The organism is Streptomyces monticola (genome assembly GCF_042665355.1).
Taxonomy (GTDB): Bacteria; Actinomycetota; Actinomycetes; order Streptomycetales; family Streptomycetaceae; genus Streptomyces; species Streptomyces monticola.
Map to the genome: position 1 here is coordinate 239,924 of NZ_JBHTCF010000006.1, position 22,660 is coordinate 262,583.

Below are 22,660 nucleotides of genomic sequence, written 5' to 3' on the forward strand. Positions count from 1 at the left end.
GCAGCCATGGACACCGGCATCACCATCACCGTGGTTCTCGCGATGATCGCCCTGGGAGTGTTCCTGATTCATCTCCTCAACGGCCAGCACGACGAACGCATCGCACTGCACTCCTACAGCCGTCGGCTGCCCGGCCGCCGCAGGGCCCACAGCCCCGTTCCTTCGCAGCCGGGCATCTCCACCCATCCGCCCGCTGTCCGCGACCGCCGCGACCGCCGCGACCACAGGGACGGCGGCCGCGGACGTCTGCCCGCGCGCCGCAAGACCCCCAAATCGATGAAGTACCAACGGTCATGACGCGATACGAGCAGGACGTCACCGGCGGCCGGTCCGCAGCAGCGGACGAGCACGTGGAGATCCGCCTCATCGCCACGAACCCCGATGCGGCCCGGCGGGTTGCACAGGTTCTGCGCGGGGTACTCGACTGCGACGAGCCGCGCAGCTACCCCACGGGCCGCGAGGGTGACGGCACTCGTCTGCACATGACGGCCGACACTCCGGCACCCCATGCGCGCGCCGCGCACGACCGGGGCTGGCTGGCGGACAGCCACTCGCAGGCCGGGCGCACGCACCCCGGCGAGACGGTCTGACCTGAAGAACGCCCCACCAACTTCCCGGCCCTTGACCCCGGTCGCCCCATATCCATCGAGGTCCCGGAGCCCCGCATGTCCCTTGGTGCCACCCGTTCTCAACTCGACGCCCCGCCGCGGAAGACCGCTGCTTCGCAGGCATACGACGGGAAGAGCCCCTTCCCTGCCACACCGCCGCCGCCTCCGCGCCATACGAGCGAGCGGCTATACGTGACCGTGACCGCGTTGATCGTCGTCCTGCCGTTCCTCGCGCTCGGCCTGGCGGTCTGGCTGCTGTGGGGACGACTCATCCACACCACTGACGTACTGCTCGCCCTCGCCCTGTACGTCGTTACGGGACTCGGGGTGACGGTCGGCTTCCACCGCGGCCTCACCCACGGCGGGTACCGGGCCGCCCGGCCCGTGCGGATCGCCCTCGCGGTGGCCGGGTCGATGAGCTTCCAGGGGGACGTCATCGGCTGGGTCGCCACGCACCGCCGCCACCACGCCTTCACCGACCGCCCCGGCGACCCCCACTCCCCGTACCGCTACGGCACCCACCTGCGCGGCCAGTTGCGCGGCCTCGTCCATGCCCATGTCGGCTGGCTGTTCCGCAACGACCCCACCCCCGCCGAGCGCTACGCCCCCGACCTGCTCGCCGACCGCGACATCCGCGCCGTCTCCCGCGCCTTCCCGGCTCTGTGCGTCCTCACCCTGGCCCTGCCCTTCGCGCTCGGCTGGGCGATCGGCGGCACCTGGCTGCACGCCACGACCGCCCTGCTGTGGGCCGGGGTCGTACGCATCGCCCTGCTTCACCACGTCACGTGGAGTGTCAACTCGCTGTGCCACATGATCGGCCGACGCCCGTTCCGCACCCGGCGCCACGACCGGGCCACCAACCTGTGGCCCCTGGCCCTGCTCTCCTTCGGAGAGAGCTGGCACAACCTCCACCACGCCGACCCCACCAGCGCCCGCCACGGCGTCGACCGCGGCCAGATCGACCCCTCCGCCGCCGTCATCCGCCTCCTCGAACGCCTCGGCTGGGTACACGACGTGCGCTGGCCGACACCGGACCGCGTCGCGGCCCGCCGCACCTGAACGCCCGGCGGACAGACCGGCCCCCCTCAACTCGAACGGAAGTTCTCGTGACCGCAACCGCACACCCCCAAGACCACACGCCTCCTGACCTTGCTCTCCCGGACCAGCCCGCGGTGCGCCTGCGCGTGATGCCCCGCGCGGCGATCCCGCGCCGCATCGACGGCATCTGGTGGCCCCGCTCCCGCGACCTGATGGTCGAACTTCCGCTGCTCTTGGCGGCCCTGCCCCCGTCCTGGGGTCACATCGCCGCCGCCAGCGTGCACGCGGCGATGTGGGCCCCCGCGCCCGACCACGTACTCATCGACGACCAGGTCGTACGCCTGCACCAGACACGCGGCACCTACGGCCGCCACACCATCTGCCTGCTCACCCCGGGCCATGGCCGATGGGATCTGCTCGTCGCGCCACCGGAAAGCGACCGAGTGGACGCCGAACTACGCATGGCATCCGCAGTGGCCGAGTGACCGCCATGGCCACAGCCCTGACCATCGGCGCTAGCGGGCAGGGCGCTGACCTGTGCGCCGGGTCCAGCGCACCGCGATCAAGGCCAGAGCGGCCACGAACACGGCGATGCCGATGATCAATAGATAGCCCAGCCCGTCGGCCGCCACACCGATGATTCCCAGGGCGACGGCGACCAGGACGAGAAGCAGGAAGAGGGCCATGACACGAACGCCTCCTTGAGTTGAACGCGGCCGGTCAGCGGCGCGCGAGCTGCCGCTCGCCGGCCGTACCGGTCTGATAGGCCAGGCCGTAGTGCTGGAAGATCGCTTCCTCTGCCTCAGCGGGCAGAATGTCGTCCATGCCGACCGAGGGCGCCTTCTTCACCAGCGCCTTGGCGTGGGACACCTTCACGTAGCCGGGCCCCAGGATCACGTCATCGAGCGGCACAAAGACCAGACGGTGACGAGTCGGCAGACCGGTGCGCACCGTGGCCATCTTCGGCTCATCCGTGCCGGTGTCCACGTAGACCGCTTCGAGCACGCCGATCTTGTGCCCCTTCGGGTCGACGACGCCGTGGTTGCGCCACTCTCGGATATTGGCCGCATGGATCATGGTCTGCCTCCTGAAGGCGTAGATCCAGGCCGGATTGAGCAGACGGCAGGACGATCACTGCCCGCTGAGCCCGCAATCAGCTGCTCCTCCAGGCTATGGGGGAAGCGGCGTGCCGTGACCTCCCCGACGGGAATTTCAGCCGGGGCGGTCTACAGAAGTGCCAGCGAGTCCCCCGATGAGGCGTCCTTTGCGCCGTCCACAACGTTCGGCAGAGCTGTGCCATCTAATGCGAGGTCGAGCAGCGGCGGTATGAGCTGGCGCCGTAACCGATCAGCATGGCCGGTGCCCGCACTCCGGGCACCGACCACGTAGGACGACATGGGGTTCACTCGGACGATCCCAAGCAGCACAGAAGGCGGCCGCTCCTCAGGTAAGAGCGAACCCCATCCACGCATCCGTCAGGCTTCGGACCCCACGGAGTCGAGGTAGGGATTCCGCGAGCACACCATAAGGGCGTTCGCACGGGCCTCGTCGCACGCGCGATTCACGGCCGGCCTCGATCTCGTCTACGTGGTCATCGGTCCACTGGTCGGCAACGTCCTGGGCATGCTGTCGATCTGCGAACGGGACTTCTCGGCCTCCGAGCGTGACGACATAAACGGGGCCGGCTCCAAGTCGGGGGATGTCGCTGGCATCCGTCCAAGAGCGCTCGGAGTCGCCGGATTGCTGGTGAGGCACGCTGGGGTGTCCCTCCGCTGCGTCTGCCAGACCTGAATGCAGGAGGAAGCCGGGCAGTGGCGCGCTCGGGTTCATGGCCCACTCGACGGCCGCGATGACCTCATCGTCCAGGGCGTCCAGGAGGTGGCCGTATCGGTCCACCGTTGTGGTGACGGACTCGTGTCCCAGCCACCCCTGGATCGCGGGCAGCGGGACCTTCGCTGCGACCAGCCAGGAGGCGTGGGAGTGGCGGATGTCGTGAATGCGGGGCCTCTTGATCACGCTTCCAGGCTCGCTGGATACGGATGGCCGGACGGCCGTTCCGGCGGCGGAGGTCGCGCGGCTGGAGCGCGGTCACCTCACCCCAGGGGACATGTTCTGTTCCACGAGCCGCTTGTACTTGCGTTTGGTGTCGCCCTGGATGCCGGTGCGGAGGTCGATCTGTTTCATGGCGAAAGGCTCGAACATCCCGTCCGGACTCCGGAGGTCCTGGATGAACCCGCGGCCGCGTATCCAACCCGGCGCTCGCCGTGCCCCTTGACGAGATCGCGGAACCGCTCGGCCGCCTTGTGATCGTCGAAGACCTCGGACTCGCGCTTGCCGGTGCGGGCTCCACCTGCACGCCAGCGGTCGACGTGGGTGGCCTCGCCGTCCTTACGTTCCTTGGTCTCGATGTACGCCATGCCTAAGACCGTAAGGGAACGGCTGTGCCCACTGCGTGCCCATCAGAAGCACGAGAAGAGCCCCTCTGGCATGCGTTTTCGCAGGCCAGAGGGGCTCTTCGGGTGTGGAGCCTAGGGGAGTCGAACCCCTGACATCTGCCATGCAAAGACAGCGCTCTACCAACTGAGCTAAGGCCCCGGGAAACGGCGGGTCCGCCCGGAGATTCCCCGGTCGGTCGGTCACCGCAGACCAGAGTACCGGGTCACCCCCCGAGTCTCGCAAAAAGATTGGGGGTCCCGGTGCACGACCACTCTCCGTAAGATGCTCGGCGAGGTTCGCAGCAGCGAAGGGGAGACGCCAATGGATGCCACACAGCAGGAAGCCACCGCCAGAGCCAGGGAACTGCAGCGCAGCTGGTACGGAGAGCCTCTGGGGGCACTCTTCAGGCGCTTGATCGACGACCTGGGCCTCAACCAGGCCCGGCTCGCCGCGGTCCTCGGCCTGTCCGCTCCCATGCTCTCCCAGCTGATGAGCGGCCAGCGGGCCAAGATCGGAAATCCGGCCGTGGTCCAGCGGGTCCAGCATCTGCAGCAGCTCGCGGGCCAGGTCGCGGACGGCAGCGTGAGCGCCGCGGAGGCCACCGAGCGCATGGAGGAGATCAAGAAGTCACAGGGCGGCTCCGTGCTCACCAACACCGGCCAGACAGCGACCAGTTCGGGTGCGCCCACCGTCAAGCGGGTGGTACGCGAGATCCAGTCCCTGCTGCGCTCCGTCGCGGCCGCGGGCGACATCATCGATGCCGCGGACTCCCTCGCCCCGACCCACCCCGAACTGGCAGAGTTCCTCAGGGTGTACGGCGCCGGGCGCACCGCGGACGCCGTCGCCCACTATGAGGCGCATCAGAGCTGACCTCGGAGCTGAAATCGTTCGGCCCTCGCGCCGGACGGTCTCAGGCCGGGCCGAGCAGCTCAGAGCAGTAGTCCGAGCAGCCGCGCAGGCTGGGCTGGGAGTGCAGCAGGGCCATGGGTGAGGTCTTCGCCGGCCGGTACGAACTGGTCGATCCGATCGGACGCGGTGGTACAGGCGCGGTCTGGCGCGCCTGGGACCACCGCCGGCGCCGCTATGTCGCCGCCAAGGTCCTGCAGCAGAGCGATGCGCACACCCTGCTCCGGTTCGTCCGCGAGCAGGCCCTGCGCATCGACCATCCGCATGTCCTGGCACCGGCCAGCTGGGCGGCCGACGACGACAAGGTCCTGTTCACCATGGACCTCGTCAAGGGCGGCTCCCTGGCGCATGTGATCGGCGACTACGGCCCGCTGTCGCCGCGCTATGTGTGCACCCTGCTCGATCAGTTGCTCTCCGGGCTCACGGCGGTGCACGCGGAGGGTGTCGTGCACCGCGACATCAAGCCGGCGAACATACTTCTCGAAGCCACCGGCACCGGCCGGCCGCACCTGCGTCTGTCCGACTTCGGCATCGCGATGCGCAAGGGCGAGCCCCGGCTGACCGAGACCAACTATGTGGTGGGGACGCCGGGTTACTTCGCGCCGGAGCAGATGCTGGGCGATGAGCCCGACTTTCCCGGTGATCTCTTCGCGGTGGGCCTGGTCGCGCTGTATCTCCTCGAAGGGGCCAAGCCCGATTCCAGGGCGCTCATCGAGCACTTCGCCGAGCACGGCACCCCCGATGCCCCGCAAGGGGTTCCCGAGCCGCTCTGGCAGGTCATCGCGACCCTGCTGCAGCCGGACCCGGAGGCCAGATTCCGCACCGCCACAGGTGCGCGCAAGGCCCTGAGCGCCGCCGTCGACCTGCTGCCCGAACCGGGTCCTGACGACGAACTGGTGGAGATCTTCGATCAGTTGGGGCCGCTGCCGACCGGATTCGGGCCGGACGGCCCCGCCAAGCGCAGCACCACACCCCTTCCGCCGAGCCCTCCGGGCAGGCCGCCCACTCCTTCGGACACCGGCAGCTTCCATCTGCCCCCACCTCCCGGGCGGCCGACGCCGACTCCGCCACCACCGGCGCCCCTGGCACCGCCGCAGCCCTCGACTCCGCCCACTCCCATGCCGGTCCAGGCCCCGAGTGCCGCCGGGCCCCTCCCGTCGTCGGTGCCCGCACAGCCCAGCGACAGCCCTCATACGCCGCCACACACTCCGGCGGCCGGTCAGGCGAACGCTCCGGCGCCCCAGCCTCCGGCACCAGCTCCTCAACCCGCGCATGTGCCCTCCCACACGTCCACGGCCGCAGTGCAGCGCGAATACCCTCCTACTCGTCCATACACCGCTCAGCGCCCGCAGGTTCCCACTCAGGCGGCACCACTTCCGCAAGAGCAGTCGGCACAGCCGCACCTGACGCAGCCTCAGGCGCCGGGCTCCCCGGCGGCACAGGCCCCAGCACCACAGGCCCCGGCGGCACAGGCCTCAACGGCGCACGCCCGCACGGGCACTCCCACCCCCACGCCCACGCCCACACCCGCCTCCGCGCCCGCCGCGCACCGGCGCCGCAAACGCCGACCGGGACCGCCCGCGAAAGTGACGGTCCCGGTCCTGCTGCTGGCCCTGCTCAGCTTCGCGGTCGGCTTCTGGGCCCTGGCCCGTATCTGAGGCGCAACGCCCCGCTGTCTGAGGCGCAACGCCCCGCTGTCTGAGGCGCAGCGCCCCGCCATCTGAGGCGCAACATCCCGCTCGGCTACCAGGCTTGGGGCGGCCCGTACGTCATCGACGCCCTGCCTCGGTCCGCCGCTTCCTGCCCGGCAACGGGGGACGAAGACGAGGCGGGGGCCGGGGCCGGGGCGGATGCCTGGGCCGCCTGGGCCGCCTTGGCCGCCGCCGACGCCGCATGTCGCCGCGCCAGCACCGTCCACAGCACGAGCACGAGGACAAGCAGCGTGCCCGTACCGATCCCCGACGCCGCGACCACCTTCATGGCGTCGCTCCCGCCGCCACCGGAAGAGTCCCCCTCGGCTCCCCCGCCGCCCACAGGAGCGTTCTCACCGCCGTCGAAAACCTGGAAGATGCCCGGGTCTTCCGCGTAGGCGACATCCGTCTTGGGCTGCCCCGTGACGCCGACGCTCAAGGTCACCGGGAGCCCCTTGTCGCCGTACTTCTCCCGCAGCTTCGGGTCGAGCGTCACCTTCAGGTAGTACGAGCCGGGAAAGCGCATCTCCTTGATCTCGGACTTCGACGCGAGGCGGTTCTCGTACGCCACCGGAGCGACGGCGTCCAGAACCGCCGACGCGGGCTCACCCCGGTAGTTCGTCCCGGCAGTGGTCACCGGCGCTCTGACCGGGTTGTGGAGAGTGAGGTTCAGGGCCTTGACGCCGAGACCGACACCGCCGCCGGCGCCATTGGGCGCACTGCCAAGCTCCGCCTGCGCGGACAGCTGCTGCCCCCAGTCCACCGGCACCCGGTAGAAGAGTGACTCCCCAGGCCTGAGGGTGTCCTCCCAGACACCTTTCTTGAGGATCCGGGCGTCGTTGAAGCCGCTGCCGCCCGCCGCGCGCTTCGCCGCCCCTGAAGGAAGCGGCGGAGCAACCGGGTCCATGGACTCCGGCGCCCGCCCGCCACCGGACGCAAGGGCGGGCTCCTCGTCGAAGGTCAGCTCCAGATCCCAGTCGCCGCGGGTGGAGTCCTGGGCGCTCTCCCGCTGAATGAGGACGTAGTACTGACCGGGCTCCTGGCAACGCCTGCTGCCCTCTTCGATGAGCCTCCCGACGGAGGCGGCCAGTGGCGTCGGATAGTCGGCGGAACCGAAAGAGGCATCACTGACGGAGCCGCAGCTCTTCCCCTGCTGGTCCTGCAGCATCACCGTGATGCCGTCTCCGTACGCCACCTGCGAGCCGGCCCCGGGAACGGCGACGGCCGAGGCATAGGCGCTGGAGGCGCCGTCCAACTCGACCCTGTAGTAGAGCCTGCGGCCAGGACCGATGGAACTCCGGTACGCCGGGCCCGGGTTGAGCTGCGGAGCGTCGCCAGGGGTCTCGGCGCCGTCGATGCGCTGCGCGTCCTTGGCGAATCGGTACGGACTCGGTTCGTCCGCCGCGCTCGCCGGTACCTGCAGCAGCGCAAGCCCGCACACCGCCATCGCGGACGCCACCCAGCGCCCCCTGCCGCGCCACTTCATCACGCCCCCTTAGTCGCCGCCGGGCCGGGACCATCCTGCACCGCACGTCACCGCACTGTCTGCGGATGGATGCGAATCGTCCGTTTCCCGTCGGCGGCAAATCCGCCCCTATAGGGGCGCGTTTGCTTACGCAACCAAAACCTTCGCTTGCGCTAAGGTCGACGTGTCCCACACAACACAAAGCCCCGGTCGCTGTCAGCGACCGGGGCCTGTGAAGAGACTGTTGATACTCACGAACCTGTGGGCACGGAGTCAGTCGCCTCCGTCCACAGATCCTGCTCGGCGCGATCCGCCTGGATCTGGCGGTACACGAGGAGCCCGCCGATGGCGGCCAGTGCGACCAGGAGAAGCTTCTTCACCGCGCTACCTCGTCTTTCCTTGACGTAGGGGACCTCTGGCGCCCGACTATACACACCGACCGATATCGATCGGTGACCTGCCGCCGACCCAACTCCCGCATGGAACACGGCAGTCGACGGCCACCACGATCCGCATCGCGGACCGCACACTCAGTGACTTTCGGAGCCCTTCGGGGCACTTGCGGCCATCCGGGTGGTGTTCATCTGAAGATCCGCGAATCACGGACGATGCTCCCGCACTTCTCGGGCCGCGTACACATCATGAGGAAAGTACGCAAATCGTCCGACCCGAAAGTGAGGGATCATGGCTTCCCACAAGGTCACCCGTGTGTGGTCCGTCATCGTGACTGCTCTGTTGGCGTTCTTCGCCTCTCTCGGCCTCATCACCACGGCCGCCGCCACCCCCGCCGTACCGCAGCAGGACAGCGCCGGCAACAGCAGCGCCGCCTCCGCGGTGACCCGGCCCGCGGCCCAGGCATCCGCGGCAACACCGTACGACCTCTCCAGGCCGCCCACGATGAAGCAGCGCATCCGCGCCGAGGCACACGGCTCCTCGCCCAGCAGCCGCGGTCTGAAGCTCTCCACGCCGCTGTCCGACGTCAACCAGGTCGACGCGGCCACGGAGGCAGAACTGACCCGGGAACGCACACGGCCCGGAAACTCCGAAGAGCTCCAGGGCCTCTGACCTCACGGTCTGCCGTGGCCTGACAGGTCGGCGCCCTGGCGAGAGCGGCTTCTTCTCCTGATGGACATAGGCCCTACCGCTGGTGCAGAGCACGACGCCGATAGAGGACTCCTCCCCGTCGCGCGTCAACCCGATCCTCAAGCGGTGTCGCATGTCGTCCGCAACGTGGGCGATGCGAACCGAACGCCTTACAGCGCCAGGTGCGCCACGGTCTCCTCCGGAGCCCGCCCCTGACGCAGCACGCAGAACACAGAACGCACCACGCACCACGCAGCACGCAGCACGCAGCACGCAGCACGCAGCACGCAGCACGCAGCACGCAGCACGCAGCCGAGATCATCCATCGCCTCCACCACGCGGAGGCGCGTTCCTCCCGCACCGCACCGCACCATCGCCGGACGGTCGACGACGTCGACACCGTTCCGGCACTGACGCCTGCAGGCTGGGTCATGTCCCAGGCTGACGGGCCTGCACGTGCGCCCCGACGACGTATGGTGACAACGCCCATGGGTCGTCAAGACCTCTTTAGGAGTCGTAGGGTGAGTCGCGTTCAGGCCGACGGGACGGTGAGCGCGAGTGGCAAAGGTCTACGAGCGGATCGCGGACGACATCCGACAGCGCATCCGTGCCGGTGAGCTGAGTCCCGGGGATCGACTGCCGGCGGAGACGAAGCTCGCCGAGGAGTTCCGCAAGAGCGTCCCCACCATCCAGAACGCACTCCGCGTCCTGGTCGACGAGGGACTGGTCGAGAAGCAGCACGGCCGCGGCACCTTCGTACGCAAGCCACGGGCGAGGACCCTGCGCAACAACTCCCGGCATCAGTGGGAGAAGAGCCGAGCGCGCGCACCGCAGGCCGTACGGCAGGAGACCGGCGCGACGGAGCACGACACCGGCCTGGAGATCGATGAGCTGGTCTTCTCCGCCGCCTACCGGGAGATCAAGGCGGACAAGCGCCTGGCCGAGATCTTCGGCGTTCCCGAGAAAACCGCCCTGCTGGAGCGCACCTACCGGACCAGGTACGCCGGCGACACGGCCCCCTTCGCCCTGAACACCTCGTACCTCGTCCGCTCCTCGGTCGAGTCGAACCCCGACCTCCTGGACGACGCCAACGAGCCGTGGCCGGGAGGCACACAGAACCAGCTCTTCACCGTCGGGATCGAGCTCGGCCGGATCGAGGAGCGGATCACGGCCCGCCCGCCGGGTCACGAGGAGGCGGAGGAGCTGGAACTCCCGCCGGGCACCTCGGTTCTGGTCCTCCACAAAACCTCGTACGACACCAATGACCGCGTCGTGGAGATGTCCGACGTCATCCTGCCCGGTGACCGCACGGAACTGCTCTTCACCACTTCTCTGGAAAGGTGGTGAGTGCCGTGCGCCGGCGCATCATCATCGTCACTCCCGTTCACCCGCCGTCCGCTCCGTACCTCGCGGACGCGTACAAGTCCCTGTGCGATCAAGAGCTTCCGGACGGCTGGGAGTGGCACTGGCTCATCCAGGAGGACGGCAAGAGCGACGCGGTCGCCCCCCATGTGCCGGACGACGAACGGGTCACCTTCCGGCAGGGCCGGGCCGGCGGGCCCGGTGTCGCGCGCACCATCGCCCTGTCGCAGGCGGACGGCGCATACGTCAAGGTTCTCGACGCGGACGACCAGTTGCCGCCCGGCACCCTTGCCCGCGACCTTGCCGCGCTCGAAGGCGACCGCACCCTCGGGTGGGCGACATCGCGCGTCCTGGACCTGATGCCCGACGGCTCCACCGTCGGTTTCCCCGGAGACCCGGAGCACGGTCCGATCGCACGTGACGCCGTCCTCGAGCACTGGAAGGCGAACGGTTTCCGCGCGCAGGTGCACCCGGCCACGCTGTTCGTCCGCCGTGATCTGCTGCTCGCGCTCGGCGGCTGGATGGCGCTTCCCGCCTCGGAGGACACGGGTCTCCTCCTCGCGCTCAACTCCGTGAGCCGCGGCTGGTTCTCCAGCGAGGTCGGCCTCCTGTACCGCAAGTGGGAAGGGCAGGCGACCGGCCAGGCCTCCCACGTGGACACGGCCGAGCGGGACGCGCGCATGGCGGTCGTGGAGGCCCGCGCCCGGGCCCTTGCGGACTTCGGCTGGCACTACCCCGCGGACGACGACGGCGCCACGGACTGACCGGAACGCCGTAACCAGGTCAGGGAGCGTCTCCGGCCCCCGTCCCGTAACCAGGTCAGGGCAGCGTCTCCGCGTCGACCCGCGAGAAGATCAGGTCGCTCTCTCCCACGAGCGGGCCGCGCCGGCGCACGGGGACGGCCGGCGCAGCCCGCAGCGCGGCCGGATAGGTTTCCGGCGCATAGTCGTTGACCAGGCGATAGGCGTGGAAGCCATGCCTCCGCATCACCTCGAGCAACTCGTCGGCGGAGTCACCGAGCCGGGCCATCCGGTCCGGTGTGACCTCCACCGTGATCTCGGCGTCGGGCCGCAGTTCGTCGAGCAGGGGCACCATCCCGCGTACGACCCCGCCCTCGGCTCCCTCCACATCTATCTTGATCACTCTCGCCCTGCGGATTTCGGAGGCTTCCAGGAGATCGGGAAGCGGACGGGCCGTCATCTCGAACGTCGACTCCGCCGGTCCGTCGTACGGAACGATGCTGTTCGCTCCCGTATTGCGCGAGCTCGCGAGGACGAAGGTCAGCCGCTTCTCGACGTCGGACACCGCCGCGTTCACCGCCCGGACGTTCGTGCAGCCGTTGATCCGCGTCTGCTGCAGAAGACCGCGATGGAACTCGGGAGAAGCCTCGATCGCGACCACCTCGCCGGTGTCACCGACGAGGTGTGAGGCGAGCACGCTGAAGTAGCCGATGTTGGCACCGACGTCGATGAACCCGTCCCCGGGCCGCAGGCGACGGCGGAGCCAACGGGTCATGTGCGGCTCCCACACCCCGAACAGGTAGAGGTAGCGCTGGATCAGGTCGCGGGTGTCGACGGCGAACCGGGCGCCCGACCCGACTTCGACGACGCGTTGCCGCGGGAAGTCGCGGAGGTGTGGGTTCAGGTACCGGGCCGCCAGCATCGGCTTGCCCAGAGATCCCGGAGCGTCCCGGACGTAGCGGCGCCCGAGGGTCACCAGAGCCTCTGCAAAGGGGTTACTCAACCGCTCGCCTTCCGCCGGGGTTCAGCGAAACGGTAGCGGTGGCCGCCTGCTCGCAGCCACCGCGGGCCCCTTCAGGGCTTCCGGGTCAGGCGCGTTCCCGGTCGAAGGGCAGGTCCAGCATCCGGATCGCGTTGCCCCGGAGCAGCTTGTACGCGACGTCCCGCGGAAGGTGGCCCACGTGCTCCTCGGCGACCTGCTTCGTGTGCGGCCACGTCGAGTCGACATGCGGGTAGTCCGTCTCGAACGTGGCGTTGTCGACCCCCACGGTCTCGATCGACTCGACGCCGTGCTTGTCGCGGAAGAAGCAGCAGAAGATCTGCCGGTAGTAGTACGAGGACGGCGGCTCGGGGATCAGGTCCTTGACGCCGCCCCAGGCCCGGTGCTCCTCCCACACGTCGTCGGCGCGCTCCAGGGCGTACGGAATCCATCCCATCTGCCCCTCGCTGTACGCGAGTTTGAGCCGCGGGAACTTCACCAGCACCCCGCTGAACAGGAAGTCCATCATCGAGGCCATGGCGTTGTTGAAGCTGAGCGAGGCCTGCACAGCCGGAGGCGCGTCCGGTGACGCGGCCGGCATCTGACTGCTGCTGCCGATGTGCATATTGACGACGGTCCCCGTCTCCTCGCACGCCGCGAAGAACGGATCCCAGTAGCCCGAGTGGATGGACGGCAGTCCGAGATGGGTCGGGATCTCGCTGAAGGTCACGGCACGCACTCCCCGGGCCGCGTTGCGCTTGATCTCCGCGACGGCCAGGTCGATATCCCACAGCGGGATCAGGCAGAGCGGGATGAGCCGGCCCCCGCTGTCCCCGCACCACTCCTCCACCATCCAGTCGTTGTACGCCCGCACGCAGGCGAGCCCGACCTCCTTGTCCTTGGCCTCGGCGAAGGTCTGGCCGCAGAACCGCGGGAAGGTCGGAAAGCAGAGCGAGGCCTCGACATGGTTGATGTCCATGTCCGCCAGGCGCGCCTTCGGGTCCCAGCACCCCCGCCGCATCTGGTCACGTGTGATCCCGTCGAGCGTCATCTCGTCACGGGAGAAGCCGACGGCGGCGATGATGCGCTTGTACGGGAAGATCTCGCCCTCGTACTCCCACCAGTCCGTGATCTGGCCCTCGGGGTCGGTGGTGAACTTGTACTTGCCGCCGATGTACTCCAGCTCGCCGATGCCGGCGGTGAAGGGCTTCGGGCCCCTGTCGCGGTACTTGCTCGGCAGCCAGGTGTCGAAGAGGTGCGCGGGTTCGATCACGTGATCGTCCACGCTGATGACCTTGGGAATCTCGCTGGTGCCGCTCTCCTTGCCGACCACGGTGTTACCCCCTACTGGCTGACGGTGACCCAAGCCAAATCTGACGACCCATCAGATCGAGAGTATGGGCTGAGTCCCCGCGCAGCAAGGAGAGTTCCTGAACTCCACCTCTTGCGGGATCACGCGGCATCCGCTGAACTGACGACTCGTCAGATCTACTTGGTGGAGGGGCACAGCATGCAGACGATCTGGCTCAGCGGAGCCGAGTGGTTCGCGGTCCTGCGCATCGGCCTCGGCCTGTGGTGGCTGGAGAGCTGGCGCCACAAGGACAAGAAGACCTGGTTCACCGGCAGCGGCATCGACTGGGCGGTGGGCGTCGCGGAGAAGCACCGCTGGTCGTTCGTCCGGCAGGGGTTCGAGCGGACGGTGAAGCCGCGCACGCGCCTCATGGCCTACATCGTGGCTTACGCGGAACTCGCCCTCGGCCTCGGCCTCATCGTCGGCTTCCTGACTCCGGTCGCACTCGTCGGAGGGCTCGTCCTCAACCTGCTGTACCTCGTGCTGATGATCCACGACTGGGCCGAGCAGGGACAGAACCTGATGATGGCGCTGATCTCTCTCACCGCGCTGTTCGCCATGAGCTGGCAGGCCTGGTCACTCGACAACGCCCTCGGGCTCTTCATCTGACCGCGGCCTGCCGCCCATCCGCGCGAGCGGGGCGCGCTACCGGCCCGCGTCCGGCGTATCGGCGCCCGGCGCACCGGCATCGGCCCGGCCCCACTGCGGTGACGGCAGATGCACGAGCAGCAGGACGAAGCCCGACAGCATGAAGTTGCGGCCTGCCGTGTCCAGACCGTTCCACTTGGAGGACTGCCACATCGAGAACCACTCGCCGCCCACCGCGATGAAGCCGAGGCCGAAGAGCAGCATCAGCATGAGCAGTCCGAGCGTCGTCGCCCGGCGGGCCCGCTCGTAGGTCCCCTGCCGCAGCGCCCCGCACCACAGCACCGTGGCCATGATCAGGATCGCGGCGGCCAGCACCTCCCACACGATGATGCCGACGTACGCGATGTCGCGGAGCGTGGACGAGCCGATGGCCCGCCACATCACGTCCTCGTCCTTGAACGTGGTGTCCATCGCCAGCACATGCTGGACGAACTGCTGGTTGGAGTCGAAGTCCGTGAGGTTCCCGAGCGCCACGAGCGCGATGTAGAGCGCCGACATGGCCGTCAGAGCGAGGGCGGCGACCGGCAGCGTGCCAAGGCGAAGCAGCCGGTCGAGCGGGCCGCGCGGTCTCGTCGACGACGGAGTCGTGGTGGGCGTGGCCGAGGTCATGGGCTCTCCTTGATGTGTCGTGAGCGGGCCGGCAGGGCCGCTGAGAGGCAGGGGCGTCCCGCCCGCTGAAGGCCGGTCCAGGCGGCCGGCCCGCCCCCGGGCACGGGAACTACTGCCACTCTGGCGAACCTTCCCCGTCACAGCACGAGCCGCGTCGCATCGGTGCCGGTCCCTCCCCACGTGGGGACCGGCACCCATACGGCGCGGACAAGTCGGCCCACGCCCCGTCGGCAGAGCAGCGTGGACCGGGAGAATCCGGACCCATAGTTGATGTGAAAGCGGTCCAGATATGACCGGCTACGCGGATCTCCCGAATTCACACGAGGAGACCGGCGTAACTCGGACGGAACCCGGGCTCAGGTCAGGCAACGTCTGAGGCACCTCTCCGGGCATCGAGGACACACCTCTCCGGTCATCGAGCTGGTGACCTGCCCAGACGCTGCCTGGCTGGCTCGCTTCTACGGCGGGATCCTGCCAGCAGGCGTCCCTGCTGGGGAGGTTGCGGCACCCGGACGGACGCCTTAACCGCAGGTCAGACGCACAAGGTGAGTTTTCCGGACCGGATGGCAAGGTGGGCGGAAGTCGCCCCGGCACGTCGCGACCAAGCCATGACACCACGCTCTTTCGGCCAACCCCACCGCTCACCGAGCCGCGCTCGTAGGATCGCCCGGTCATGTTGCTGATCACTGCCCCTCAACTGGGAGATCTGGGGGACCTGTTGGGCACCGGCGCACAGCTCGTCACGATCGCTGCCGTACTGCTCGGTGCGCTGACGACGCACCTGACCAATTCCTTCATGGAACGAAGCCGCCACAAGCGCGAACTCCAGACCCGCTGGGACGTGAAGAAGCTTGAGGCGTACGAGGGTTATATCGACCGTATCCGGGCCAGTGTCTTCCTCGCCGTCCAGCTCTATGAGCACCGCGAAGGACTCCGCGAGAGCACACACAGCGAAGCGGAGATGCTGGCGGGGATACTCGAGGCGAGCCGGCTCCGCGGACGCGCCTTCGAACGCATCATGCTGCTCGGTGGTGACGATGTGGTGGAAGCCGCCCACAGCCTCAACGCCGTTTCTCTGAAAGTCGATTGGCAGGCCACCGGAAAGATCACGGGAACGCTCGAGGACTGGCGGGAGCGGAACCGGGCCACATTCCGCGCGATCAACGAATTCCACGACACGGCAAGGGCCGACCTGGGTGTCAGCGGCAGCGTCTCCGGCGAGCAGCATCCCGAGCGGGATCTCCTCCTGCCTCCGGCGCGCCAAGCCGAGAACTGAGGACCGAGAACCGAGGACCGAGAACCGAGGACCGAGAACCGAGGGCCGAGAGCTGAGGGGCCGGAACTGGGGGCCCGGAACTGAGGGGCCGGAACTGAGTGACGCCTGAAATCGCGCCCTTGGTTCGCGCCCTGCTATTGGTTCGCGCCCTGCTATGGCCTGTTGGTCCCTTACGTGGCACCCTGCCGCTCGCCGCCAGGCAGCACCATCGCCCTGACAGACGAGGAGATGGCCGATGCGCGAACAAGCCCAGGGAACGACGTCGGGCGCCGCTGACGACGCGCTCAGAGAGAGCCACGCAGCGCGGACCAGGAGTGCCGCCGCCCGGACCGCGGCGACCTGCCATTACCTCACCAGCGCGGGCAGCAGTCTCGTAGCCGGGCGTCAGGCCGGCCAAGCGGTGGAAGAACCCGTTCTCAAGGCCGAACATGCGGTCCGGACGGCGCGTTCGGCCTTGGAGGCGTTGACCTCGTCGGCGTCCGATCCCGCCGCTCATGCCCGCTGCGCCAGGAACGCCGCGGCCGCTGCCACTCTCGCCGCCCAGACCGCCCAGGCCCACGACGGTGCCGGCGAAGCCGCGGTCGCCGCCTCACGTGCCGCCCTGGAGGCCTCCAAGGCCGCCGGCGATGCCGCCGCGAAGGGAAGCCTGGGCAGGGACGAGACGCTGAACGCCGAGGCGGAAGCCGCCGAGCGGGCCGCAGTCGCCGCCGCGGAGAGGGCCGGCTGGATGCAGCCGGGCAAGGAGTACCTGTCGCAATCGTCCGACGAAGGGGAGTTCACGATCTCTCTCGCCGACGTGATGCATCTGGAGCACTAGCCGTGCCAATAGGCGGTCAATAAGCGGGCAATGGGCGGGAGCGGACCTCTTATCTCCGCGCGGACTCATACCGGCTTGTGGAGACGAGGCATAGAGACGCATAAAGAGACATAGAAGCGCCCGATTGCTGGCGACGGGGGATGCACCAGCGATCGGGCTGTGACCACAGTAACAAGGCTGCTTGCGCCAGGGAACCAACCGCCCGACCAGAGCGCACAGTTGTGACTTGAGCCACGTGATGCGCCGATCCGGCAGATGAGAGGCGGCGAACCCTACCCCTCGCACGGCGGTTCATAGGAGAGGCGAGGGAGATACTCCTGCCATTTTTCCCGGGTCAGAACACCTCGAGTGGTCGAGCAAATACGGCGAATCGCCTCGTCGGTGTCCAAATTCCACAGCCGTACGGTATCCGTGCCGCTCGACACCCCCAACATGCGGCGCTTGGGACTGAACGACAAGAAATTGCCGGTCTTGGCGTTGGGACTCATCGCCTGGCCGAGAGGAGCGGCCGTCGAGGGGTGCGTGACGTCCCAGAGCCTGACCGTGTTGTCGCTGCTTCCACTCGCCAAGGTGCGGCCGCCCTGGCTGAACGTCAGCGACACGATCGCGTCGGTGTGACCCCTCAGCGGGCCGAGGCTGGTGGCTTCGAGAGCGTCGTCGATGTCCCAGAGCCGGACCGTGCCGTCATCACTGCCGCTGGCCAGGGTGTGGCCGTTCGGGCTGAAGGCGAGCGTGTTGACGGGCCCCAGGTGCCCCGTGAGCGGTTTGCCGAGCCGGCCGACGTGTCGCGGGTCGGTCACGTTCCACAGCCTGACGGTGCTGTCCGCGCTGCCGCTGGCTAGTGCGCGGCCGTCCCTGCTGAACGCGAGGGAGTTGACGTACCCCTTGTGGCCGGTGAGCGGCTCTCCGAGCGGACGGGGCCGGGACGGGGCACCGACGTTCCACAGCTGGACGGTGCGGTCGGTGCGGGCGGTCGCCAGTGTGCGCCCGTCCGGGCTGAAGGCCAGTGCGTCGGGGCCCGCGAACCGTGTCTGCAGCTCCACCGGCGGACCGTAAGGGGCGGGCCGGGACGGCCGCGTGACGTTCCACAGCTGGACGGAGCCGCCCGTCAGCACCGCGAGCGTGCGCCCGTCGGGAGAGAACACGAGTGAACGCACGTCCCCCTCACCGTGGTTGAACGGCTCGCTCAGCAGCACGGGCCGGTTGGGCCGCCCCACATTCCACAGCCGCACCCGGTTGTCGCGCGCGGCCGTGGCCAGTACCTGACCGTCCGGGCGGAATCCTGCGATACGGCCGATCATGTCCGACGTCGGAATCGACCACAGGCGGACTTTGTTGTCACCGCTTCCGGTGGCGAGAGTCCGCCCGTCGGGGCTGAAGCCGAGGGCGTACATCTCCCCGCTGCCGCCCGTGAGCGGCTCCCCGACCTGGGACGGGTGCGCCCGGTCACTGACGTTCCACAGGCTCGCCGTACTGTCCGCGCTGGCTGCCGCGAGCATGGTGCCGTCAGGGTTGAAGTCCACGGACCAGATGGGGCCGGTGTGGCCGGTGAGCGGCTCGCCGAGAGGCTTCGCGTGGCGTGGGTCGGCCACGTTCCAGAGCCGTATGGTCTGGTCCGAACTGCCGCTGGCAAGAGTGCGGCCGTCGGGGGCGAAGGCCACGGAGTGCACCGTGTCCGTATGGCCGGTCGGGACCGTGCCGACCGGTTCCGGATCACGCGAACCCGCCATCTTCCACAGCCTGATGGTGCCGTCGTCGGCACCGGCCGCCAGCGTCCGTCCGTCCGGGCTGAACGCCACGGACCGCACGGGGGCGGAGTGGCCCTTCAAAGCCTTGAGAGCCTTCGGCCGGCGCGGGTCGTGAACGTTCCAGCGGCGGACGGTGCGGTCCTCGCTGACCGAGGCGAGGGTGCGTCCGTCCGGGCTGAAGGCGAGCAGATAGATCGTGCCGTCGTGACCGGCCAGGGGAGCGCCCAGCGGACGCGGGCGGCCCGGATCCCGCACGTCCCACAGCCGGATCGTGCCGTCGTCCGAAGCGCTGGCGAGGGTCTTGCCGTCCGGGCTGAAGACCGCGCTGCTCACCCAACTCGTGTGTCCGGTGAGGGGTTTGCCCAGGCGTTCGGGACGAGCGGGGTCCGATACGTCCCACAGGCGGACCGTCCGGTCGTAACTGGCCGTGGCCAGGATCCGGCCGTCCGGGCTGAACGAGGTGAGGTAGACGGCGCCGGTGTGGCCGAGAAGGGGGGTGGCAAGCGGCGCGTTCACGATCGACATCAGCCGGTTCTTCGAGCCCTGGTCGTCCGGGCGCAGACGGTTGGCCACCAGACCGAGTTGGGCGGAAAGGGACGGATCCGTGTCCTGGGCACGATCGGCTTCCGCGACGACCTGCTGGAACACGGCGTCGTCGCGCTGCTGCCAGGCGACCACCGCCGAGCCGGCGGCCACCACCGCCAGGACGACCAGAGCCGCCACCGCGCCACGGCCGAGCCAGACGGTGCGCCTGCGGAGCTTCGCCGAGGCGGCCATGAAGTCGACCGCGCTCCGCGTCAGAAAGGTGTCATCGGCAGACTTCGCCCAGGCGAGGGCCTGCTCAAGACGGGAACCCCGGTAGAGCAGTGAGGTGTCGCGGCCGGAATCCTCCCAGGACCTGCCGTCCTCCTCGAGCCGCTGACGCAGCAGATGGTCGTTCCTGTCCTCGTCGATCCAGTCGCGCAGACGTGGCCAGGCATGGAGCAGCGCTTCATGCGTGATCTCCACCGTCTCCGCGTCGAGCGTCACAAGCCGGGCGCGGACCAGCGCTTCCAGCGACTGCTCCATCTTGTCGGGGTCCGTCGACTCCTCCGCCAACTGGCGCCGCGTCCCCCGCCTGCGGGTGGCCTGGGTGTCTTCACCGAGCCTGACCAGCCTGAGGAGGAGCAGCCTCGCCGCGGTGCGAGCCGCCGGGTCGAGGCCGGACCAGGCCCGCTCGGCCGTCGCCGCCACGGCGCCCTGGATTCCCCCCGCCGCGCGGTAACCGGCCAGCGTCAGCTTCCCCGTCTTCCGCCGCTGCCACGTGGCGAGCAGCGCGTGCGAGAGAAGCGGCAGCACCCCCGCGTCGTGCACCCCGCGGGGCCCGTCCGTGCTCACTTCACGGATGATCAGTTCCGCAAGCCCGGATTCGAGTTCGAGGCCCACTGCCTTGGCCGGGCCGGTGACCGCCTTGCGCAGCTCCGTCGTGGTCAGCGGCCCGAGCACCATGTGCCGGTGCTGCAGCGCGTCGGCCAACTCGGGATATCTGAGGCACTCTTCGTAGAAGTCGGCACGTATCCCGAGGACCACGAGCGCAGGAGGCTGCTCGTCGCTGTCGGCGGGCGAGCAGACAGCGTGAAGGAGCTGGATGAAACTGCGCCTTTGCGCCTCGTCCGGGCAGAGGGTGAATATCTCCTCGAACTGGTCCACGATGACGACCGGGCGGGCGGCGGACGTGGTCTCGCGTCGCCTCCATGCCGCGACCGACTCCCGTACCGACCGGGCGAATTGGTGCGTACCGGGCTCTTCGCCCGCCGGCCCTTGTGCCGCGGAGACGGCTTGGGCGAGCTCGGGGACCTGGCGGGCCAGCTCCGCGAGAGGCTCGCCTCCCGGCACGAACTGCAGGACCAGGCCTGCTTGACCGTGCTCGTCGCCCAGTGCGCCGTTGCGTACGGTCGGCACCAGGCCGGCATTCAGAAGGGAGGACTTTCCCGCTCCCGAGGCGCCCACGAGCATGACCAGGCCGCCGCCTGTCTTCTCGACAGCGCGCAGCTGGGCGACAAGGGCCTCCGTGCTCCGCTCCCTGCCGAAGAACCACTGGGCGTCCTGCTGTCGATACGAAGCCAGTCCTCGGTACGGGCACACGCTCGGGTCCGCGGCTTCCGCCTGGAGCCGTTCCTCGTCCTCCACGGACGACCCGGCACGCTCGCCGACCGGGTCGGCCACGGCCCGCTCCCAAAGGCGTTGCCACTGGGCCAGGTCGTACAGGCCCGCGGACACCGGTGTGGGCCGCTCGCGCCGCGCTTCGGGGATCAGGACATGCAGCACCACTGCGAGGGCGGAGAACTGGGCAGGGACGTTCTTGGCCCGTCGCCAGTCGCTGATCCGCTGCGAGGACACCCGTACGGGCCGGCCTCGCTCGTCGACCCGATGGAGCCGGACCACCGCTTCGGACACACGCTTGAGGGGAGGGTTACCGGCCTCCGTGTAGAGCAGTGCGAGACGTTCCGCGAAGACCGTGCGTGCCCCTGAGTCGGAACTCAAGGCCTCCACCCCTTACTGCCGCCCACCTGGACTTCCGGACCGGAAAACTCACTTTATACGGCTGACCTGCAATTAAGGAGTCCGGACGACATCTCGCTCTCCACTCCTTGAACCACAGCTGACAGGATCACGTCGCAGCAGCGAGCCAGCCACTCAGCGTCTGGGCAGGTCACCAGCTCAGTGCTCGGAGGCTGCTTTCTGACACCGCGCGCTCTGAGCCAATCTCCATCCGAGCTACACGGTCTCATCGCGCGAGCGCAAGAGATCCGTGTGACCGGTCACACCCGGGCCGCTTTCCCATCGTCAACAGGTCCGGGCTTCGCCTGGTCCGCGCTGATACGCCGACGCAGCGCGGACCGCCCTCGTCCGCGTCGTTCGGTGCCGGTCCCCACGTGGGGAGGGACCGGAACCGACACGACGCGGCGTGCGCGGCCTCCGGTGAGGCCATCGCGACCCGCGTACCCCGTCACCGAACCCGGCTTGCCCGCCCGGCGAGTTTCGGCTGCCGCCGAAAGAGGTGGAGGCCCCCCTTCCGCCCTGGCCACCATCGCTCATGGCAACGCCAGACGTGATGACAGGGGGCAACGTGCCGATCAAGAAGAGGGTTGCGCGGGCTGCGGCCGCCGCGCTCATGGCCACGGCAGGTGTCGCGGTCGCGGCCGGTACGGCCACGGCGGACGAAGTGGGCAGCGGCAGTCCCGGCGGTGGCTTCACCGCAGTCGAAAACGGCGGCTCCCCGGGTGGCGGCCTCGCGCCCAGGGGCGACGGCAGCGGCTTCCCTGGCGGCGGCCTCGCGCCGATGGGCGACGGCAGCGGTTCCCCCAGCGGGGGCCTGGCCCCACTGCTGGACTGGGAAGGCTCGGACCGATCCCCCGGGAGTGGAAGCGGCCTCCTGCGCGAGGGCAGCGGTTCCCCCGGCGGTTCAGGCGTGGCGCCCATGACCGACGGCGACGGAGTCCAGGACTACGTCCGGCCGGCGGGTGAGTCGGACGGCACCCCCGGCGGCGGCCTCGCCCCCATGCTCGACAGCGACGGCACCAACGACGTCAGTTCCACGACGGGCGACAGCTCAGGCGCTCCCGGTGGCGGGCTCGCCGCCGAGCAGATCAACCGCGTGGGGGACGAGTAACAAGGCACGGGACCAAGAGGCCGGAAGGACCCCTCCGGAAACACGAAGAGGATGTTTCCCAGCTGGGAAACATCCTCTTCGTCGTACCTTCTGCTGTGGGGCTAACAGGATTTGAACCTGTGGCCTCATCCTTATCAGGGATGCGCTCTAACCAACTGAGCTATAGCCCCTCGCGCTCGCGCGCCGACCTCTGAAGATTAGCGCACGACGCCGTCAGTCCCAAAATCGATAGTCCCGCACCTCAGCGCGGC

Annotated in this window: 24 protein-coding genes and 2 tRNA genes; 13 read left to right on the forward strand and 13 right to left on the reverse strand. The window is 68.9% G+C overall.

What is annotated here, in order from left to right:
• Positions 1-6 precede the first annotated feature (6 nt).
• The 4 genes from ACFQVC_RS17000 (at position 7) to ACFQVC_RS17015 (ending at position 2,131) form a co-directional block, all read left to right on the forward strand.
• Positions 7-297, forward strand: a complete 291-nt coding sequence (locus ACFQVC_RS17000) for a hypothetical protein (protein ID WP_381831273.1) — start codon at positions 7-9, stop codon at positions 295-297.
• Positions 294-590: a hypothetical protein gene (locus ACFQVC_RS17005; RefSeq protein WP_381831274.1), complete on the forward strand. Its 297-nt coding sequence runs from the start codon at positions 294-296 to the stop codon at positions 588-590. The genes ACFQVC_RS17000 and ACFQVC_RS17005 overlap by 4 nt, the downstream gene beginning before the upstream one ends.
• Before the next feature lie 75 nt (positions 591-665).
• Positions 666-1,667 (forward strand): acyl-CoA desaturase, encoded by a 1,002-nt coding sequence (locus tag ACFQVC_RS17010; RefSeq protein WP_381831275.1) that lies wholly within the window; start codon positions 666-668, stop codon positions 1,665-1,667.
• 47 nt (positions 1,668-1,714) lie between these two features.
• Complete coding sequence (locus ACFQVC_RS17015; RefSeq protein ID WP_381831276.1) at positions 1,715-2,131, forward strand: DUF5994 family protein; 417 nt, start codon at positions 1,715-1,717, stop codon at positions 2,129-2,131.
• A gap of 30 nt (positions 2,132-2,161) precedes the next feature.
• Here the strand turns inward: ACFQVC_RS17015 and ACFQVC_RS17020 are convergent, their stop codons facing one another.
• The 5 genes from ACFQVC_RS17020 to ACFQVC_RS17040 form a co-directional block, all read right to left on the reverse strand.
• Positions 2,162-2,332, reverse strand: a complete 171-nt coding sequence (locus ACFQVC_RS17020) for a hypothetical protein (RefSeq protein ID WP_381831277.1) — start codon at positions 2,330-2,332, stop codon at positions 2,162-2,164.
• Positions 2,333-2,366: 34 nt separating this feature from the next.
• Positions 2,367-2,723: a PRC-barrel domain-containing protein gene (locus ACFQVC_RS17025; RefSeq protein ID WP_381831278.1), complete on the reverse strand. Its 357-nt coding sequence runs from the start codon at positions 2,721-2,723 to the stop codon at positions 2,367-2,369.
• 366 nt (positions 2,724-3,089) lie between these two features.
• Positions 3,090-3,662, reverse strand: coding sequence for a tyrosine-type recombinase/integrase (locus ACFQVC_RS17030; RefSeq protein ID WP_381831279.1), 573 nt, complete (start codon positions 3,660-3,662; stop codon positions 3,090-3,092).
• A gap of 164 nt (positions 3,663-3,826) precedes the next feature.
• Positions 3,827-4,063, reverse strand: coding sequence for a hypothetical protein (locus ACFQVC_RS17035; RefSeq protein ID WP_381831280.1), 237 nt, complete (start codon positions 4,061-4,063; stop codon positions 3,827-3,829).
• Between the two features lie 105 nt (positions 4,064-4,168).
• Positions 4,169-4,241, reverse strand: a tRNA-Ala gene (locus ACFQVC_RS17040).
• A 162-nt stretch (positions 4,242-4,403) separates the two neighbouring features.
• Between ACFQVC_RS17040 and ACFQVC_RS17045 the strand changes: the two genes are divergently transcribed.
• Positions 4,404-4,952, forward strand: a complete 549-nt coding sequence (locus ACFQVC_RS17045) for a helix-turn-helix domain-containing protein (RefSeq protein WP_381831281.1) — start codon at positions 4,404-4,406, stop codon at positions 4,950-4,952.
• A 113-nt stretch (positions 4,953-5,065) separates the two neighbouring features.
• Positions 5,066-6,646 (forward strand): serine/threonine-protein kinase, encoded by a 1,581-nt coding sequence (locus ACFQVC_RS17050; protein ID WP_381831282.1) that lies wholly within the window; start codon positions 5,066-5,068, stop codon positions 6,644-6,646.
• Positions 6,647-6,731: 85 nt separating this feature from the next.
• Here ACFQVC_RS17050 and ACFQVC_RS17055 read toward each other — a convergent pair whose 3' ends face one another.
• Together ACFQVC_RS17055 and ACFQVC_RS17060 are read right to left on the reverse strand one after the other, a co-directional pair.
• Positions 6,732-8,165 (reverse strand): hypothetical protein, encoded by a 1,434-nt coding sequence (locus ACFQVC_RS17055; RefSeq protein ID WP_381831283.1) that lies wholly within the window; start codon positions 8,163-8,165, stop codon positions 6,732-6,734.
• Positions 8,166-8,395: 230 nt separating this feature from the next.
• Positions 8,396-8,524: a DLW-39 family protein gene (locus tag ACFQVC_RS17060; protein WP_003999697.1), complete on the reverse strand. Its 129-nt coding sequence runs from the start codon at positions 8,522-8,524 to the stop codon at positions 8,396-8,398.
• 304 nt (positions 8,525-8,828) lie between these two features.
• On the opposite strand from ACFQVC_RS17060, the gene ACFQVC_RS17065 reads away from it, so the two are divergent.
• The gene (locus ACFQVC_RS17065; RefSeq protein WP_381831284.1) at positions 8,829-9,209 is read left to right on the forward strand and encodes a DUF6344 domain-containing protein; all 381 of its coding nucleotides are present in this window, start codon (positions 8,829-8,831) and stop codon (positions 9,207-9,209) included.
• Between the two features lie 188 nt (positions 9,210-9,397).
• On the opposite strand, the gene ACFQVC_RS17070 is transcribed toward ACFQVC_RS17065, so the two are convergent.
• On the reverse strand, positions 9,398-9,565 hold the full coding sequence (locus ACFQVC_RS17070; protein ID WP_381831285.1) for a hypothetical protein: 168 nt from the start codon (positions 9,563-9,565) through the stop codon (positions 9,398-9,400).
• A gap of 220 nt (positions 9,566-9,785) precedes the next feature.
• On the opposite strand from ACFQVC_RS17070, the gene ACFQVC_RS17075 reads away from it, so the two are divergent.
• On the forward strand, positions 9,786-10,574 hold the full coding sequence (locus tag ACFQVC_RS17075) for a GntR family transcriptional regulator (protein WP_381831286.1): 789 nt from the start codon (positions 9,786-9,788) through the stop codon (positions 10,572-10,574).
• 5 nt (positions 10,575-10,579) lie between these two features.
• Positions 10,580-11,353 carry a glycosyltransferase family 2 protein gene (locus ACFQVC_RS17080; protein ID WP_381831287.1) on the forward strand — a complete coding sequence of 258 codons (774 nt, stop codon included), beginning with the start codon at positions 10,580-10,582 and terminating at the stop codon, positions 11,351-11,353.
• Between the two features lie 55 nt (positions 11,354-11,408).
• Here the strand turns inward: ACFQVC_RS17080 and ACFQVC_RS17085 are convergent, their stop codons facing one another.
• Both ACFQVC_RS17085 and ACFQVC_RS17090 read right to left on the reverse strand, forming a co-directional pair.
• Positions 11,409-12,251 (reverse strand): FkbM family methyltransferase, encoded by an 843-nt coding sequence (locus ACFQVC_RS17085; protein WP_381831470.1) that lies wholly within the window; start codon positions 12,249-12,251, stop codon positions 11,409-11,411.
• A gap of 166 nt (positions 12,252-12,417) precedes the next feature.
• Positions 12,418-13,641 (reverse strand): amidohydrolase family protein, encoded by a 1,224-nt coding sequence (locus ACFQVC_RS17090; RefSeq protein ID WP_381831288.1) that lies wholly within the window; start codon positions 13,639-13,641, stop codon positions 12,418-12,420.
• A 177-nt stretch (positions 13,642-13,818) separates the two neighbouring features.
• Here ACFQVC_RS17090 and ACFQVC_RS17095 point away from each other — a divergent pair, with 177 nt between their 5' ends.
• Entirely contained in the window at positions 13,819-14,268 is a 450-nt protein-coding gene (locus ACFQVC_RS17095; RefSeq protein WP_381831289.1) for a DoxX family protein, read from the forward strand.
• A gap of 36 nt (positions 14,269-14,304) precedes the next feature.
• Here the strand turns inward: ACFQVC_RS17095 and ACFQVC_RS17100 are convergent, their stop codons facing one another.
• Positions 14,305-14,916 (reverse strand): DUF2165 domain-containing protein, encoded by a 612-nt coding sequence (locus ACFQVC_RS17100; RefSeq protein ID WP_381831290.1) that lies wholly within the window; start codon positions 14,914-14,916, stop codon positions 14,305-14,307.
• Between the two features lie 673 nt (positions 14,917-15,589).
• Here ACFQVC_RS17100 and ACFQVC_RS17105 point away from each other — a divergent pair.
• A complete protein-coding gene (locus ACFQVC_RS17105) occupies positions 15,590-16,192 on the forward strand; it encodes a hypothetical protein (RefSeq protein ID WP_381831291.1) in 603 nt (200 codons plus the stop codon).
• A gap of 235 nt (positions 16,193-16,427) precedes the next feature.
• Entirely contained in the window at positions 16,428-17,009 is a 582-nt protein-coding gene (locus ACFQVC_RS17110; RefSeq protein WP_381831292.1) for a hypothetical protein, read from the forward strand.
• A gap of 272 nt (positions 17,010-17,281) precedes the next feature.
• On the opposite strand, the gene ACFQVC_RS17115 is transcribed toward ACFQVC_RS17110, so the two are convergent.
• Positions 17,282-21,289 carry an nSTAND1 domain-containing NTPase gene (locus tag ACFQVC_RS17115; protein ID WP_381831293.1) on the reverse strand — a complete coding sequence of 1,336 codons (4,008 nt, stop codon included), beginning with the start codon at positions 21,287-21,289 and terminating at the stop codon, positions 17,282-17,284.
• Positions 21,290-21,833: 544 nt separating this feature from the next.
• Between ACFQVC_RS17115 and ACFQVC_RS17120 the strand changes: the two genes are divergently transcribed.
• Positions 21,834-22,409 carry a hypothetical protein gene (locus tag ACFQVC_RS17120; protein WP_381831294.1) on the forward strand — a complete coding sequence of 192 codons (576 nt, stop codon included), beginning with the start codon at positions 21,834-21,836 and terminating at the stop codon, positions 22,407-22,409.
• Between the two features lie 96 nt (positions 22,410-22,505).
• Here ACFQVC_RS17120 and ACFQVC_RS17125 read toward each other — a convergent pair.
• Positions 22,506-22,579, reverse strand: a tRNA-Ile gene (locus ACFQVC_RS17125).
• Positions 22,580-22,660: the final 81 nt, after the last annotated feature.

Bases quoted from the DNA above. Each gene is read 5' to 3' on its own strand.
- ACFQVC_RS17000 (WP_381831273.1), top strand. From the start codon at position 7: ATGGACACCGGCATCACCATCACCGTGGTTCTCGCGATGATCGCCCTG.
- ACFQVC_RS17005 (WP_381831274.1), top strand. From the start codon at position 294: ATGACGCGATACGAGCAGGACGTCACCGGCGGCCGGTCCGCAGCAGCG.
- ACFQVC_RS17010 (WP_381831275.1), top strand. From the start codon at position 666: ATGTCCCTTGGTGCCACCCGTTCTCAACTCGACGCCCCGCCGCGGAAG.
- ACFQVC_RS17020 (WP_381831277.1), bottom strand. From the start codon at position 2,332: ATGGCCCTCTTCCTGCTTCTCGTCCTGGTCGCCGTCGCCCTGGGAATC.
- ACFQVC_RS17025 (WP_381831278.1), bottom strand. From the start codon at position 2,723: ATGATCCATGCGGCCAATATCCGAGAGTGGCGCAACCACGGCGTCGTC.
- ACFQVC_RS17035 (WP_381831280.1), bottom strand. From the start codon at position 4,063: ATGGCGTACATCGAGACCAAGGAACGTAAGGACGGCGAGGCCACCCAC.
- ACFQVC_RS17045 (WP_381831281.1), top strand. From the start codon at position 4,404: ATGGATGCCACACAGCAGGAAGCCACCGCCAGAGCCAGGGAACTGCAG.
- ACFQVC_RS17050 (WP_381831282.1), top strand. From the start codon at position 5,066: ATGGGTGAGGTCTTCGCCGGCCGGTACGAACTGGTCGATCCGATCGGA.
- ACFQVC_RS17055 (WP_381831283.1), bottom strand. From the start codon at position 8,165: ATGAAGTGGCGCGGCAGGGGGCGCTGGGTGGCGTCCGCGATGGCGGTG.
- ACFQVC_RS17065 (WP_381831284.1), top strand. From the start codon at position 8,829: ATGGCTTCCCACAAGGTCACCCGTGTGTGGTCCGTCATCGTGACTGCT.
- ACFQVC_RS17085 (WP_381831470.1), bottom strand. From the start codon at position 12,251: ATGCTGGCGGCCCGGTACCTGAACCCACACCTCCGCGACTTCCCGCGG.
- ACFQVC_RS17095 (WP_381831289.1), top strand. From the start codon at position 13,819: ATGCAGACGATCTGGCTCAGCGGAGCCGAGTGGTTCGCGGTCCTGCGC.
- ACFQVC_RS17100 (WP_381831290.1), bottom strand. From the start codon at position 14,916: ATGACCTCGGCCACGCCCACCACGACTCCGTCGTCGACGAGACCGCGC.
- ACFQVC_RS17105 (WP_381831291.1), top strand. From the start codon at position 15,590: ATGTTGCTGATCACTGCCCCTCAACTGGGAGATCTGGGGGACCTGTTG.
- ACFQVC_RS17110 (WP_381831292.1), top strand. From the start codon at position 16,428: ATGCGCGAACAAGCCCAGGGAACGACGTCGGGCGCCGCTGACGACGCG.
- ACFQVC_RS17120 (WP_381831294.1), top strand. From the start codon at position 21,834: ATGGCAACGCCAGACGTGATGACAGGGGGCAACGTGCCGATCAAGAAG.